The following is a 14,586-nucleotide window of genomic DNA, read 5'->3' on the forward strand; positions in this document are numbered from 1 at the left end:
TGGCGCCGTGAGTCGTGCCAATTCGTCCTGCCGCGCGTCGTCCGAGCCGATGTCCGTGCAGCACTTGGGAACCATCGATTACCTCGACGCCTGGGACCTGCAGCGGGAGATCGCCACCGGCCGGGTCGAGGGTGCGAACCCGGACACCCTGCTGCTGCTGGAACACCCGTCGGTCTACACCGCGGGCAAGCGCACCCAGCCGGAGGACCGCCCGTCGGACGGCACGCCGGTCATCGACGTGGACCGCGGCGGCAAGATCACCTGGCACGGGCCGGGCCAGATCGTCGGCTACCCGATCGTCGAGCTGTCCGACCCGATCGACGTCGTGGACTACGTGCGCCGCCTGGAACAGGCGCTGATCCACGTGTGCGACCGGTTCGGCCTCGACGCCGGGCGCGTGGAGGGCCGCAGCGGCGTGTGGCTGGCGGCCGCGGACGGACGGCCGGAGCGGAAGATCGCCGCCATCGGGATCCGAGTCCAGCGCGGCGTGACCATGCACGGGCTGGAGCTCAACTGCAACGCCGACCTGCGCGAGTTCGACCGCATCGTTCCCTGCGGCATCGCCGACGCCGGAACCACGTCGCTCTCGGCCGAACTCGGCCGCGACGTCCCGGTCGACGAGGTGTATCCGCTGGTCGAGCAAGCGGTGCAGGACGCCTTGGACGGCCGGCTGGAGCTCAGCGAGCGCAACATCGCCCGTCCCCGAGCCGCAGCGGCGGGCGTCACGCTCGCACTGGATCCCAGCCTCCGCTGACACGCGCTCTCCACTCCTCTAGTATTCCGGAAAATCGGAACACTAGAGGAGTGGTCGTGCCGCTTTCCCGTCGGAGCCTGCTCATCGCGGCCGGAGCCGCGACTCCCCTGCTGCTCGCCCGCCCAGCCTTCGCCGCGCCACCCGATCTGGCCACGCCCGAAGGCTGGCTGGCCTGGGCCGCCGCCCACCGCGACGGCCTGGGACTGGTGCTCGACGACGGTCGCGGAGGCCGCCTGGCCCACCGCGCCGATGCCGCGCAGCCGCTCGCCTCCGCGGTCAAGGTGCTGCACCTCGCGGCCTATCAGAACGCCGTGGCGAGCGGCGCGCTCGACCCGCGCGAAGATGTCCGGGTCGGCGACTGGGAGCGCTACTACGTGCCCACCGACGGCGGCGCGCACCCGGCCGCCCTCCAACACCTCGGCGTGCCCCTCGACGAAACCGGGCTGCACGCGGCCGATCCCGAGCGCCGGGTCACGCTGGACGACGTGGTCGCGGTGATGATCGCCTTCAGCGACAGCGCCGCACCCGACCTGCTGCGCGACCGGCTGGGCGCGCACGCGGTGACGCGCGCGGGCGCGGCGCGCGGCTGGCCCGACGCCGACGTGCGATCGCTGTGCGCGGAGTACCTGTTCCTCGTGCTGCCGGAAACCGCGCCGCCCGCGGGGATCCCGCAGGCCGCCCGCCAGGAGTGGGGCTTCGCCCTGGAGCAGCGCCACCGCGACGACCCGGCGCTGCGGCAGGAGGTGCTGAGACGACTGCAGACCCAGTTGCCCACCTACCCCGAGCAGATCGCGTGGGCCTCGACCACAGCGTCGGGTTCGAGCGCCCGGGTGGCCGCCGTTCACCGGGCGCTCAGCGGCGAAGGCGGCCTCGCTCGGGGACACCTGGAACACGCGCTGGCCGGTTCGCTGCCGCCGGGCGTGAGCGGCGTCGGGCTCAAGGGAGGCAGCCTTCCCCACGTGCTGACCTGCGGAATCTCGGTGCGTCGCGAGGACGGTTCGACCGGGTGGGGCGCGCTGCTGGCGCACGGGGAGATCACCGCCGAGCAGTTGAGCACCGGCGACCCCGGCCTGCCGCTGCTGATGGCGATCCAGGACCCTCGCTGGCGGGACCGGTTCGCGACGGCGCTGGGCGGCTGAGGCAAGCTCGTCGAGTGGACTTGCAACAGCGCGTCGAAGCCCTCGAAGCCCGCCTGGCGGACCTGGAGTCCGAGCGCTCGGCGAGCTCGGAACCCGCCGCCGGACCCAGCGGCGGCCACCTGCACTACGAGGGTCACCTCGCCGAACCTGCGGAGCTGGACTGGACCATCCAGGTCGATCCGGCGAGAGTGCTCGAGCTGCCCGACGGTCCGCGCACCGACGTCCTGGCCGCCCTGGGCCACCCGGCGCGCGCGGCGATCGTCCGCCTCCTGGCCACCCACGGCCCCCAACCGGCGGCCGCGCTCCAGGAAGCGGCCGACCTCGGCTCGACCGGGCGGCTCTACCACCACCTGAAGTCCCTCACCGCGACCCACCTCGTGGAACAGGACAAGCGCGGTTCCTACCGGCTGCGCCCCCAGGCGACCATCCCCGCACTGGTCCTGCTCACAGCGGCCTCAGACATCGCCGACCAACTCCGCTGACCTCACCAAGTCCTAGTTTTAGGGGTCATTGCAGAATCACCTTGCTTGGCGGTGCGGGTAGCGGAACCTCACACGCCGCCTGGACTCCGTGCGCCACTCCTGATGTATGCCAATACACGGCGTCGCGGCGTACTCGCCAGACGACGTGTGAGAACCCGCGGCGGTGCCAGCTGAGTCCCACACCTGAAGCAACGACACCCACCAAGTCCCAGTTTTAGTCATAACTGAGCCGACATTTCGGACATGATCATGGCTCGGTTTGGACTAAAACTGGGACTTGCCGGGGACGCTCTCAGAGTTGCGGGGCCACTTGGTCGGCCACGACGTCGAGGTGGTCGAGGTCCGCGAGGTCGAGGACCTGGAGGTAGAGGCGGGTGATGCCGGTGCGCTCGCGCCACGATCCGATCTTGTCGACGACCTCGTCCGGCGTGCCCGCGAGACCGTTCGCGCGCAGCTCGGCGACCTCGCGGCCGATGGCCTCGGCACGACGGGCCAACGCTCCCTCGTCCTTGCCCACGCACAGGACCATCGCCGCGGACCGGACGATCTCGCCGCTGTCCCGGCCGATCGCCTGGCAGGCGGCGTCGACGCGCTCGAACTGCGCGACCGCGGTGTCGACGTCGACGAACGGCAGGTTGAACTCGTCGGCGAACCGGGCTGCCAGCGCGGGCGTGCGCTTCTTGCCCGCGCCTCCGATCAGCACCGGCGGGCGCGGCCGCTGCGCGGGCTTGGGCAGCGCCGGCGAATCCGCGAGCTGGTAGTGCTCCCCGTCGAAGGAGAAGCTCTCGCCGTCCGGGGTCTCCCACAGACCGGTGATGATCTCCAACTGCTCGGCGTAGCGGTCGAAGCGCTCCTTCAGCGAGGGGAACGGGATGCCGTAGGCGGTGTGCTCCTCCTCGTACCACCCGCTGCCGAGGCCGAACTCGACTCGGCCGCCGGACATCTGGTCGACCTGCGCCACCGAGATGGCCAACGGCCCGGGAAGCCGGAAGGTGCCGGCGGTCATCAGCGTGCCCAACCGCAGCCTGCTCGTCTCGCGCGCGAGCCCGGCCAGGGTCACCCAGGCGTCGGTCGGCCCCGGCTCGCCGGTGACCGACCCCATCTTCAGGTAGTGGTCGGAACGGAAGAACGCGTCGAAACCGGTGTCCTCGGCGTGCGTGGCGACGCGGAGCAAGTCCTCGTAGCCGGCGCCCTGTTGAGGTTCGGTGAAGATCCGCAACTTGAAGTTCTCTGTCACGATCTCCGAGGCTAATCGGCGGGGCCGCGCCCCGCCGGGAGGTGGTCAGGCCACGCGGAGACCGTTGAGCACCCGCTCGACGCACACGGCGATGTCGGCGCGCTCCTGCACCGGCGAATCGGACCCGGCGATCGCGATCGCGCCCGCCGACAGCGCGCCGAACATGATCCGCGCCAGCGCGTCCACCGGCAGGTCGTCACCGATCTCCCCCGAGGCGACGAGGTTCGACACGACCGCGCGCAGCACGCCGAAGGTGTGGGCCTCCTCCGCCTCGCGCCAGCGGCCCCACCCCAGCACGGCGGGCCCGTCCTGCACGACGACGCGCTGGTAGGAGGGTTCCAGGCAGACCTCCAGGAATGCCCTCAGCCCGGACCGGGTGGCTTCCCACGGGTCCCCGGAGTCCGACACGACCTCCGACAGGCGTGCCACCACCCCGGCCTCCACGGCGCTGAAGACCGCCTCGAACAGGGCCTGCTTGCCGCCGAAGTGGTGGTAGAGGGCGCCTTTGGTGACCCGCGCCCGCTTGGCGATCTCTTCGAGAGACGTCTGCGAGTAGCCGTGCTCGGTGAACAGCTCCACAGCGGAATCCACCAGAGCTTGCCTGGTGGATTCGGAGTACTCGATGCGCCGCGGACGAGCTGTAGGCATGCTCACAACCTTATGACATACCGACGGTACGACGCCGTGCTACCGTGGGTGCAGCGACATACCGGCAGTATGTCGCTGCACCTCGGGTATCCCCGATCCCTGGAGAGCGCCATGAGCTGGAACGACTTCCACCAGAGGCAGCAGGCGCTGGCCGAGACCCTCGACAGCGCTCGTCGAGACCTCTCAGCAGCCTTCGACACCGTCCCGACTCCCTTCCGCGACACCGGCGAACTGCTCGCCGCCCTGCAGCACAAGTGGATGCAGCAGCTGACCGGTCGCGTCGAGGTCGCGCTGGACGACACCGAGGACGCACCGCACGACGACCGGGTCAAGGCGGTCACGATGGCCTGGCGCCACACCGTCAACGCCAACCCGGGCCTGCGAGCCGCCCTCGACGTGCACTCGGACGACCCGACGCTGGCCGAGGCCACCGCCCGCGAGCACCGGATGCTGGCGATCGCCGCAGGCCTCGCGGAGGAGCACGAACCCGCGCAGGACATCACCCGAGTCGGCCGCGCGTTCCTCAAGCTCCTGCGGGCGACGCCCGAGCCGGGCGAGCGCGCTCGCCCCAGCGGGCTCCGCAAGCTCATCCCGAGCCTCTGACCCGCACCCCCACACGCGCGGTGCGAACGGTACCGGCCTGGGGGTTGGTCCCGTTCGCACCGCGCGCTCGCGTTGAACCCCCCACGCCCTCCGGGGCTGTGCACTGTGCCCGGTTCGCGGGCCTGCGGGGCAGCATTGCGCACAGGCCGTGGAGCATCGGTGACAGCGGTCACCACCTGCGAAAATATTCGCTGATCAGCCGGACTCCCTTGACCAAGACCGGGGGTTGAGGGCGTAGCCTGGGCGCGTGACTGTGGCGCCTGAGGGTCGCAAGCTGCTGCGGTTGGAGGCCCGCAACAGCCAGACTCCGATCGAGAAGAAGCCGTCGTGGATCAAGACCCGCGCGCGGATGGGTCCCGAGTACAAGGAGCTCAAGGGACTCGTCAAGCGCGAGGGCTTGCACACCGTCTGCGAAGAGGCGGGTTGCCCGAACATCTTCGAATGCTGGGAAGACCGCGAGGCCACGTTCCTCATCGGCGGTGACCAGTGCACTCGGCGATGCGACTTCTGCCAGATCGACACCGGTAAGCCTGCCGCGCTGGACACCTCCGAACCGCGCAAGGTCGCCGAGTCCGTGCAGGCCATGGGCCTGCGCTACTCCACGGTCACCGGTGTCGCCCGCGATGATCTGGAGGACGGCGGGGCCTGGCTCTACGCCGAGACGGTCCGCCAGATCCACGACCTCAACCCGGGCACCGGTGTGGAGCTGCTCATCCCGGACTTCAACGCCGAGCCGGACCAGCTGGAGGAAGTCTTCGGTTCCCGGCCCGAGGTGCTCGCGCACAACCTGGAGACCGTGCCCAGCGTGTTCCGCCGGATCCGTCCCGGATTCCGCTACGAGCGGTCCCTCGAGGTGATCACCCAGGCGCGCGACGCCGGCCTGGTCACCAAGTCGAACCTGATCCTCGGCATGGGCGAGACGCCCGACGAGGTGCGTCCGGCGCTGCAGGATCTGCGCGACGCGGGCTGCGACATCATCACCATCACCCAGTACCTGCGGCCGAGCCCGCGGCACCACCCGGTCGACCGCTGGGTGAAGCCGGAGGAGTTCGTCGAGCACACCCAGGCGGCCGAGGAGATCGGCTTCCCGGGCGTGATGGCCGGACCGCTGGTCCGCTCCAGCTACCGAGCGGGCCGCCTGTTCGCGAAGGCCACCGTCCACCGGGGCATGCCCCTCCCGGACAACATGGCCCACCTCGCCCAGGCAGGCACGGCCGCGCAGGAAGCCAGCAGCCTGCTCAACCGCTGAGGTACCCGACCTTCCGCGGTCGCCTTGCTCAGTGGTGTGGGGGGTGGGGAAGTTTTCATGAAAACTTCCCCACCCCCCACTTCACGTGACCGAACACATCTCGATCACGGCACCAGGGACGCAACTACAACCTCGCAGAAGAGAGCCGTATCCTGGTGGGCATGGCCAAGCAGGACAAGGCCGCCAAGAAAGAGGCGGCCAAACAGCGACGTCAGGCTTCCGCAGGCCGCGTCAAGCAGATCTTCGAGGCGTTCAAGATGCAGCGCCGGGAGGACAAGCTCCTCCTCCCGCTGATGCTCGCGGCGTTCTTCGGCGTGACAGTCGTGGTGTTCCTGCTGGGCCTGATCTGGGGTCTGCACTGGGTGTTCTCGCCGGTGGGCATCGCGTTCGGCCTGCTCGCGGCCGTCATCATCTTCGGTCGCCGGGTGCAGTCGACGGTCTACCGCAAGGCCGAGGGCCAGCCGGGGGCTGCGGGCTGGGCTCTGGACAACCTGCGCGGGCGCTGGGTGGTCTCCCAGGCCGTGGCCGGGACGCAGCAGCTCGACGCGGTGCACCGGATCATCGGCCGGCCGGGCATCGTGCTCGTCGGGGAGGGCTCGCCGAGTCGCGTCAAAAGCCTGGTCGCGCAGGAGAAGAAGCGGGTGGCGCGCCTGGTCGGCGATACCCCGATCTACGAGGTGATCGTGGGCAACGAGGAGGGCCAGATCCCGCTGCCGAAGTTGCAGCAGCGGCTCATGAAGCTGCCGCGCAACATCAGCCCGGCCCAGATCGACAGCATCGAGAACCGCCTGGCCGCTCTGGCGAGCCGCGGCAACGCCATGCCGAAGGGCCCGGTTCCGCAGGGAGCCAAGATGCGCAACGTCTCGCGCGCGATGCGTCGCGCCAAGTAGCGCGGAGCCAACGAGAGCGGGCCCGGGGTGGATTTCCCCGGGCCCGCTCTTCGTCTGCAGGTCAGCGGCGCAGGACGATGGTGCCGCTGATCCGGTCGTGCCAGGAGCGACCGTCGAAGTTCCAGATCACGGCCGGGATGATCAGCACGGTGAGCAGCCCGCGCAGCACGGCGCGCAGGGGGCCGACCATCGTGGTGGAGTCCACCCGCGCGACCCAGATCTTGGTGAGCGCCATGCCCGGGGTCGCTCCGAAGAACGACACGGGTACGACGGTGATGACCAGCCAGGTGAGCAGGCTCCAGTCACCTGGGAAGTGGGGCACGGTGAAGGCGGCGGTGATCAGCGCCGCGAGCACCAGATCGACCGCGAACGCCAGCAGGCGCTTGCCCAGCGGCGCAGCTGCGCCGGGTCCGGACTCGGGCAGGCCGAGGTTCTCGCCGCGGAACGCCGGCCGTTTCTCGTTGGCCTGGTCACGCGCCTGGTTCACTGCGCTTCTCGGGCCATCGAGCCACGAGCCGAGGACATTTCGCACGTCATCCAGGGTACGCACCGGCTCCCCAGGGCCGGTCAGAGCATCGGCTTCAACAGCGCAGTGTAACCTGAGTCACCCGTTCAGGTGTCCGTTAACGCCCGCGAAACATTCAGGAGACGCCGGGGCAACACCGGTGACATACCGTCATTGACGAGCCGGCGGCGACTGTTCGAGGTGGCACCGGTGAGCTGTACGACTGCGTGAAGGAGCCACCCAGCTTGTTCAAGAATCCAGACGAGGTCCTCCGCTTCATCGCCGATGAGGACGTGAAGTTCGTCGATGTCCGGTTCTGCGACCTGCCGGGCGTCATGCAGCACTTCACGGTGCCCGCCGGCGCGTTCGACGAGGACTCGTTCACCAACGGTCTCGCTTTCGACGGTTCGTCGGTGCGCGGCTTCCAGTCGATCCACGAGTCCGACATGCTGCTGCTGCCGGACCCCTACACCGCGCGCGTCGACCCGTTCCGGGCCGAGAAGACGCTGATCCTGAACTTCTTCGTGCACGACCCGTTCACGTTGGAGCCCTACAGCCGCGACCCGCGCAACATCGCGCGCAAGGCCGAGCAGTACCTGACGGAGTCGGGCGTGGCCGACACCGCGTTCTTCGGTGCCGAGGCCGAGTTCTACATCTTCGACTCGGTCAAGTTCGGCGAGGCGCCGAACAAGACCTTCGCCGAGGTCGACTCGATCGAGGGCTGGTGGAACACCGGTCGCGACGAGGAGGGCGGCAACCGCGGTTACAAGACGCGGATGAAGGGCGGCTACTTCCCGGTCTCGCCGTACGACCACTTCGCCGACCTGCGCGACACGATGGTCGTGCAGCTGCAGGGGTCCGGTTTCGAGATCGAGCGCGCCCACCACGAGGTCGGCACCGGCGGTCAGACCGAGATCAACTACAAGTTCAACACGCTGCTCCACGCGGCTGATGACCTGCAGCTGTTCAAGTACGTCATCAAGAACACCGCGTGGGAGAACGGCAAGACCGTCACCTTCATGCCCAAGCCGCTGTTCGAGGACAACGGTTCGGGCATGCACAGCCACATGTCGCTGTGGAAGGACGGCAGCCCGCTGTTCTACGACGAGGCCGGTTACGCGGGCCTGTCGGACATGGCGCGCCACTACATCGGCGGCGTCCTGCACCACGCCCCGAAACTGCTGGCCTTCACCAACCCGTCGGTGAACTCCTACCACCGCCTGGTGCCGGGCTACGAGGCTCCGGTGAACCTGGTGTACTCGCAGCGCAACCGGTCGGCGTGCATGCGCATCCCGATCACCGGTTCGAACCCGAAGGCCAAGCGGGTCGAGTTCCGCTGCCCGGACCCGTCCGGCAACCCGTACCTGGCGTTCGCCGCGATGATGATGGCCGGTCTGGACGGCATCAAGAACAAGATCGAGCCGGCCGAGCCGATCGACAAGGACCTCTACGAGCTCCCGCCGGAAGAGGCCAAGAACGTCCCGACCGTCCCGAACTCGCTGGCCGAGGCCATCGACAACCTGGAAGCCGACCACGACTTCCTGCTCGAGGGCGGCGTGTTCACCCCGGACCTGATCGAGACCTGGATCCGGTTGAAGCGCGAGGAGGAGATCGACCCGATCCGCCTCCGCCCGCACCCGCACGAGTTCTCGCTGTACTTCGACGTGTGAGTCGATGACCAGTGCGAGCAGGCCCCGCCGGAACCGGCGGGGCCTCTTCGCGTCCGGGGCCGATGTCGATCCGCTATTAGCATTGGATGATCACCAGCCGGTGATCATCATCGAATGCGCGCAGCGGGTCAGATCCCCTGCCAGGGCATCAGGGGTGCGCCCGTGGCACCGGGCCGGAAGCGGAGGAACGAGCCCGCGTAGGGGTCAGCGTTCATCGCCGGCTCGTCGTAGCCGAAGCAGGCCGAGGTCACGTAGAGCTCCTCCAGGCGGGAACCGCCGAAGGCGAGTCCGGTGACGCGCCTCGTCGGCGCCCACAAGATCGTCTCCAGATCACCGCCCGGCGAGTAGCGGTGTATTCGGCCCGACCAGTGCATCGCCACCCACACGCAGCCCTCCGAGTCGACCGCCAGCCCTTCCGGACTGCCGTCGGCCTCCGCGCACACCACCCACCTGCGTCCGGCGAACGCGCGGGCGCGCTGGGCGTCGTAGTCGTAGACCCAGATGGTGCGCATGTCCACCAGGTACATCCGGCTGCCATCAGGGCTCCACGCCACCCCGCCCGGCGCGGTCAAGCCGTCCACCAGCAGCCGCGCCCTGTTGCCGTCCAGCACGTAGCACCCGCTGGCCCGCAGGTCGGCCGCGTGAGTGGTGGTGCACGCCACGAAGCGACCCGCCGGATCGCAGCCCCCGACGCTCATCCGGTCCCCGTTGCGCACCTGCACCACCGGCTCCAGCCCCGAACGTCCCAGGTGCACCCGGGAGAACCCGCCGTTGGCCGCGGCGATGAGCTGGCCCTGCCGGGTGGCCGCGAGCGCGGTGACCTTGCGCGGGAGCACCCGAACCTCGTCCACCCCGGTATCGCGGTAGAAGGTGTGCAATTCTCTGCGCAGCAGATCCACCCAATACACGCAATTCTGGGCGGACGTCCAAAGCGGACCCGCTCCGCAAAGGGCCTGTCGGTCGACGAGCAGCTCGAAGTCCTCGGACATATTCCAGTCCCCTTATCCCAGGCCGCGGTGCCTCGATCAGATTAGGGATCCATTCAGCTGCAGGGGACCGCCGACCGGCGGGTTTCCGCGCTCTCCTGGTCTGGCCCACTTCGCCGGAGAAACGGACGCGAGCATCATCAGCTGCGTCGTCATTGCACCCGCACGGAGTTCTGCCGATTCGCGCGATCGACTTCCACAGCACCGGTGGAATTCGAGATCAGCACCCGTTCTGCGCTCCCCGAACATGCTGAACGAGTGCGAAGAATTCGTCGAACCAGCCGATCCTCACGGCTCGTAGAAGATCCCTTCGACGACCGCCCTCGCGTGGCGGGTGACCCGCAGGTAGTCGTCGACGACCTCGCCCGTGTCGACCTCGGCCGGGTATCCCAGCGCCGCCGCCACCGCAACGCGCTCCTGCACGTGCTTGGGCAGCTGGTCGCCCGGCTTGCCGCGGACCAGCATCACGGCGTTGCGGAAGCGGGTCGCCAGCATCCACGCGTCGATGAGCTCCTGAGCCTCGGACTCCTCGAGCAAGCCTGCCTCCGCCGCCGCCCGCAGCCCGTCCAACGTCGAGGTGGTCCGCAGCGCCGGGTTCTCGTGGGCGTGCTGGAGCTGCAACAGCTGCAGCGTCCACTCCACGTCCGCCAGGCCGCCCCGCCCGAGCTTGGTGTGCGTCGCCGGGTCCGCGCCGCGCGGGAGGCGCTCGGCGTCGACGCGGGCCTTGATCCGGCGGATCTCCCGGACCTTGGCCTCCTCGAGCCCGCCTTCCGGATACCGGATCGGGTCGATCGCCCGGCAGAACCGCTCCCCCAGGTCCGCGTCGCCGGCCACCGCGCGAGCCCGCAACAGCGCCTGGAACTCCCACGCCTCGCCCCAACGCCGGTAGTAGGAGAGGTAGGAATCCAGAGACCGCACCAGCGGCCCCTGCTTGCCCTCCGGGCGCAGGTCGATGTCGACCTCCAGCGGCGGATCCTGGCTCGGCGCTCCCAGCAGCCTGCGCACCTGCTCCACCACGGAGCCCGCGAACTTCGACGCCCTCGCCTCGTCGGCGTCACCGACCGGCTCGCACACGAACAGCACGTCGGCATCCGAACCGTAGCCGAGCTCCGCGCCCCCGAGCCTGCCCATCCCGATCACCGCGATCCTGGCGGGGACCTCGCCTCCCCAGCGAGAAGCGGTGTCCCGCAACGCGACGTCGAGCGCCGATTCCAGCACCGCGACCCAGATGTTCGACAACGCCTGGCACACGGTGTTCAGCTCGACCAGGCCCAGCAGGTCGGCGCAGGCGATGCGCAAGAGCTCGTGCCTGCGCAGCGAACGCGCAGCGGCCACCGCCCGCTGCGGATCGGCGTACCGGGCGACCGTGCTGCGCAGCGACTGCGCCGCCTCGCGCGAGTCCCGCTCGGCCAGCGCGGGCGTGTCCGCGAGCAGCCGCAACACCTCAGGAGCGCGGATCAGCAGCTCCGGCACCAGCTTCGACGTCCCCAGCAGCTGCGCGAGCCGTTCCGCCACCACGCCCTCGTCCCGCAAGAGCCTCAGGTACCACGGGGTTTCGGCCAGAGCTTCGGAAACCTTGCGGTACGCCAGCAGGCCTCCGTCGGGATCCGGCGTGTTGCCCAACAGGTCCAGCAGAACCGGCAACAGCGTCCCCTGGATGCTCGCCCGGCGCGACACACCCGAGGTCAGCGCACCGATGTGCGTCAACGCTCCCTGCGGCGAGGTGTAGCCGAGCGCGGCGAGCCGCTCCGCCGCAGCGGACGTCGTCAGCCGCATCGCTTCGGTGGGGACGTTCGCCACCGCCTCCAGCAACGGGCGGTAGAAGAGCTTCTCGTGCAGTCGGCGAACCCGCTTGGCGTGCCGCCGGAACTCCGCGACCAGCGCCTGCGCCGCGCTGTTGCGACCGCTCGAGCGGAACCCGACCGCGCGACCGAGCACGCCGAGCGCCTCGGCGTCGTCGAACTCCGGGAACAAGTGGGTGCGACGCAGCTGACGCAGCTGCAACCGGTGCTCCACGGTCCGCAGGAAACGGTAGGAGTCGATCAGGTCCGCGGCATCGGCCCTGGCCACGTAGCCGCCATCGCCCAGACCGCGCAGAGCCTCCAAAGTGGACGACGACCGCAACGACTCGTCGCTGCGCCCGTGCACCATCTGCAGCAGCTGCACCGCGAACTCCACGTCGCGAAGCCCACCGCGTCCCAGCTTCAGCTCTCGCTCCGCCAGATCCGATGGCACGTGCTCCTCGACGCGGCGTCGCATGGAGCGCACATCGGCCACGAAGTCATCCCGCTCGGCGGCCGTCCACACCATGGGCCGCACCGCTTCGAGGTAGCGCAGCCCCAGCTCCGCATCGCCGGCCACCGGGCGTGCCTTCAGAAGTGCCTGGAACTCCCAGGTCCTGGCCCACCGGCGGTAGTAGCTCAGGTGCCCGTCGAGGGTGCGGACCAGCGCGCCCGCCTTGCCTTCCGGCCGCAGGTTGGCGTCGATGTCGAAGAAGGCCGGCCCCACGACTCGCATCATGAGGCTCGCCAAACGCGTCCCGACCGCGATGTCGGCTTCGCTGTCAGCGACGAACACGACGTCGACATCGCTGACGTAGTTCAGCTCGCGTCCGCCGCACTTGCCCATCGCGATGACCGAAAGCCTCGGGAAGTCCTCGATCTCTGCGCTGCCCAGTTCGGCGAGCGCCACCGCCAGACCCGCCTTCAGCGCGGCGACCGCCATGTCCGAGAGCATGTCGGCGATCTCGTCGTAGGGAACCGTCGGGAGTCCCGGCTCGGCGATGCTCCCCAAGTCGCGCGCCGCGACGTCCAGCAGCAGCGCGCGGTAGGTCGCTCGCAGCGCGCGGACCGCCTCCGGCCCGTGCAGCTTCGCCACCGGGCCACCTTCGGTCCCCGGCTCGCCGTCACCTTCCGCACCCACGGCTGCGAGCAGCGCGGCGGACCACTCGTCGACGGTCTCGGGTGGCGTCGCATCGGAGGTCAGGCGGGCCCAGTCACCCGGGTGCGCCGCGAGGTGATCCGCGAAGGCGGTGGACTCGCCGAGCACGCTGAACAGCCGGCCGCGAAGTCCTACGTCCTCGGCCACCGCAGCGGCCAACGCGTCCCACTCCTCCGGCGACGCTTCCTGCATGCGCTCCAACGAGTGCAGCGCGAGATCGGGATCAGGTGTGCGGGACAGGGCCGCGATGATCGGTTCGGCCTCACCCGGACCGCGATCCGACCACCAGCCGGCTCGCCGCAACTGCTCCTCAGCTCGTTCAGCGTCGCTGAACCCGTACCTGGCCGTCGACGGAACCGAGCCGGACCTGGACGAGTTGCTGTGGGCCATAACCGAACCGTAGCCCGCGGCGGCCCCCTCCGTGGAGCCGCCTGCGCAAGGTCACGCCAGCGGGAGGAACCTGCTCGCCTTGCGCTCCTCCGGGGGCGTTCCGACGATGCGAACGAATCGCTCCGCCACCGGCTGCCAGGTGTCCGCGAGATCCTCGTGGAACTCGGCGAGGTGGTCCGCATCGAGCTGACCGGGTCGAGCCGCATCCGCCATGTCCGGCGAGGTCCTGGCCCACTCCAGCACCACCTCCGGCGTGGTCTCGATGTGGAACTGGAGGCCGTAGGCGCACTCGCCCAACCGGAAGGCCTGGTTGTCGCACTTCGGCGACGAGGCCAGCAGCTGAGCCGACGGGGGAAGGCTGAACTCGTCGTTGTGGAACTGCACGACATCAGGTGTGAGCGGCAGCGGACCGAGCAGCGGATCCTCGGCGGCCACGTCGCGCTTGGCCACCAGCAGCGTCCCGACCTCGGGGCCCTTGCGAATCGGGCGAACCTGGCCCCCCGTCGCCGCGGCCAGCAGCTGCGCCCCGAGGCAGATCGCCAGGACGGGAAGCTGCTGAGCCACCGCGCCGCTCAACATCCGCCGGACGTCGGCGAGCCACGGGAAGTCGATGTCGTCGTAGGCGCCCATCTCACCGCCGAGCACGACCAACGCGTCGTACGAGTCCAAGCTCGGCAAGTCCTGCTCCACCGGCAGCACGACGTCCAGTTCCGCGCCGGCACCGCGCAACCACTCACCGAGCGGCCCCGGAGGGTCAGAACGCGACGGCTGCACCACGAGAATCCGAACCCCGCTCATGCCCCCGACACTACGTCTCCCGAACCCGGAGAAACCACCACCCCCGGAAAACGCAGGAGTCGACGCGCCCGGCTTTTCTGGAAATGCAAAGAGGGGTGGGGTGGACAGATCACTCTGTCCACCCCACCCCTTCTTTTTCAAGGAATGTGTCGGCGGTGTCTTACTCTCCCACACCCTAGCGAGTGCAGTACCATCAGCGCTGGGGAGCTTAGCTACCGGGTTCGGAATGGGACCGGGCGGACCCTCCCCGCCATCGCCACCGACAACCCTCAGCCCCGTCCGAAAACGGGAAACC

Annotated in this window: 13 protein-coding genes and 1 rRNA gene; 7 read left to right on the plus strand and 7 right to left on the minus strand. The window is 69.4% G+C overall.

From position 1 onward, the window contains the following. The first annotated feature begins 7 nt into the window (after window positions 1–7). From lipB to FHU35_RS21190, 3 genes are read left to right on the plus strand one after another with little or no spacing between them, the layout of a single operon-like run. Window positions 8–754, plus strand: a complete 747-nt coding sequence (lipB, locus tag FHU35_RS21180; RefSeq protein WP_145742413.1) for a lipoyl(octanoyl) transferase LipB — start codon at window positions 8–10, stop codon at window positions 752–754. Between the two features lie 56 nt (window positions 755–810). Continuing rightward, complete coding sequence (locus tag FHU35_RS21185; protein ID WP_246110459.1) at window positions 811–1,893, plus strand: serine hydrolase; 1,083 nt, start codon at window positions 811–813, stop codon at window positions 1,891–1,893. A 14-nt stretch (window positions 1,894–1,907) separates the two neighbouring features. Then, the gene (locus tag FHU35_RS21190) at window positions 1,908–2,375 is read left to right on the plus strand and encodes an ArsR/SmtB family transcription factor (RefSeq protein ID WP_186459530.1); all 468 of its coding nucleotides are present in this window, start codon (window positions 1,908–1,910) and stop codon (window positions 2,373–2,375) included. A gap of 292 nt (window positions 2,376–2,667) precedes the next feature. On the opposite strand, the gene FHU35_RS21195 is transcribed toward FHU35_RS21190, so the two are convergent. Then, window positions 2,668–3,612, minus strand: a complete 945-nt coding sequence (locus tag FHU35_RS21195; protein ID WP_145742416.1) for an LLM class F420-dependent oxidoreductase — start codon at window positions 3,610–3,612, stop codon at window positions 2,668–2,670. Between the two features lie 45 nt (window positions 3,613–3,657). Next, window positions 3,658–4,260, minus strand: coding sequence for a TetR/AcrR family transcriptional regulator (locus FHU35_RS21200; RefSeq protein ID WP_145742418.1), 603 nt, complete (start codon window positions 4,258–4,260; stop codon window positions 3,658–3,660). Window positions 4,261–4,371: 111 nt separating this feature from the next. On the opposite strand from FHU35_RS21200, the gene FHU35_RS21205 reads away from it, so the two are divergent. The 3 genes from FHU35_RS21205 to FHU35_RS21215 all read left to right on the plus strand — a co-directional run bounded on the left by FHU35_RS21205 (window position 4,372) and on the right by FHU35_RS21215 (window position 7,002). Beyond that, a complete protein-coding gene (locus FHU35_RS21205) occupies window positions 4,372–4,863 on the plus strand; it encodes a hypothetical protein (protein WP_145742420.1) in 492 nt (163 codons plus the stop codon). A gap of 247 nt (window positions 4,864–5,110) precedes the next feature. Next, on the plus strand, window positions 5,111–6,112 hold the full coding sequence (gene lipA, locus FHU35_RS21210) for a lipoyl synthase (protein ID WP_145742422.1): 1,002 nt from the start codon (window positions 5,111–5,113) through the stop codon (window positions 6,110–6,112). Between the two features lie 161 nt (window positions 6,113–6,273). Continuing rightward, complete coding sequence (locus FHU35_RS21215; RefSeq protein WP_145742424.1) at window positions 6,274–7,002, plus strand: DUF4191 domain-containing protein; 729 nt, start codon at window positions 6,274–6,276, stop codon at window positions 7,000–7,002. A 61-nt stretch (window positions 7,003–7,063) separates the two neighbouring features. On the opposite strand, the gene FHU35_RS21220 is transcribed toward FHU35_RS21215, so the two are convergent. Continuing rightward, window positions 7,064–7,489: an RDD family protein gene (locus tag FHU35_RS21220; RefSeq protein WP_246110460.1), complete on the minus strand. Its 426-nt coding sequence runs from the start codon at window positions 7,487–7,489 to the stop codon at window positions 7,064–7,066. 263 nt (window positions 7,490–7,752) lie between these two features. Here FHU35_RS21220 and glnA point away from each other — a divergent pair, with 263 nt between their 5' ends. Continuing rightward, window positions 7,753–9,177 (plus strand): type I glutamate--ammonia ligase, encoded by a 1,425-nt coding sequence (glnA, locus tag FHU35_RS21225; RefSeq protein ID WP_145742428.1) that lies wholly within the window; start codon window positions 7,753–7,755, stop codon window positions 9,175–9,177. A 128-nt stretch (window positions 9,178–9,305) separates the two neighbouring features. Here the strand turns inward: glnA and FHU35_RS21230 are convergent, their stop codons facing one another. The 4 genes from FHU35_RS21230 to rrf all read right to left on the minus strand — a co-directional run bounded on the left by FHU35_RS21230 (window position 9,306) and on the right by rrf (window position 14,555). Next, window positions 9,306–10,166, minus strand: coding sequence for an SMP-30/gluconolactonase/LRE family protein (locus FHU35_RS21230; RefSeq protein ID WP_145742430.1), 861 nt, complete (start codon window positions 10,164–10,166; stop codon window positions 9,306–9,308). Between the two features lie 285 nt (window positions 10,167–10,451). After that, window positions 10,452–13,493, minus strand: coding sequence for a bifunctional [glutamine synthetase] adenylyltransferase/[glutamine synthetase]-adenylyl-L-tyrosine phosphorylase (locus tag FHU35_RS21235; protein WP_145742432.1), 3,042 nt, complete (start codon window positions 13,491–13,493; stop codon window positions 10,452–10,454). 51 nt (window positions 13,494–13,544) lie between these two features. Then, window positions 13,545–14,291 carry a type 1 glutamine amidotransferase gene (locus FHU35_RS21240; RefSeq protein ID WP_145742434.1) on the minus strand — a complete coding sequence of 249 codons (747 nt, stop codon included), beginning with the start codon at window positions 14,289–14,291 and terminating at the stop codon, window positions 13,545–13,547. A 147-nt stretch (window positions 14,292–14,438) separates the two neighbouring features. After that, window positions 14,439–14,555, minus strand: a 5S ribosomal RNA gene (rrf, locus tag FHU35_RS21245). Between the last annotated feature and the right edge of the window lie 31 nt (window positions 14,556–14,586).

It is taken from the genome of Saccharopolyspora dendranthemae (genome assembly GCF_007829955.1).
In the GTDB taxonomy this organism is placed as follows: Bacteria; Actinomycetota; Actinomycetes; order Mycobacteriales; family Pseudonocardiaceae; genus Saccharopolyspora; species Saccharopolyspora dendranthemae.

Coding starts and splice junctions, on each gene's coding strand:
- FHU35_RS21200 (WP_145742418.1), bottom strand. CDS start 4,260: ATGCCTACAGCTCGTCCGCGGCGCATCGAGTACTCCGAATCCACCAGG.
- FHU35_RS21205 (WP_145742420.1), top strand. CDS start 4,372: ATGAGCTGGAACGACTTCCACCAGAGGCAGCAGGCGCTGGCCGAGACC.
- FHU35_RS21215 (WP_145742424.1), top strand. CDS start 6,274: ATGGCCAAGCAGGACAAGGCCGCCAAGAAAGAGGCGGCCAAACAGCGA.
- FHU35_RS21230 (WP_145742430.1), bottom strand. CDS start 10,166: ATGTCCGAGGACTTCGAGCTGCTCGTCGACCGACAGGCCCTTTGCGGA.
- FHU35_RS21235 (WP_145742432.1), bottom strand. CDS start 13,493: ATGGCCCACAGCAACTCGTCCAGGTCCGGCTCGGTTCCGTCGACGGCC.
- FHU35_RS21240 (WP_145742434.1), bottom strand. CDS start 14,291: ATGAGCGGGGTTCGGATTCTCGTGGTGCAGCCGTCGCGTTCTGACCCT.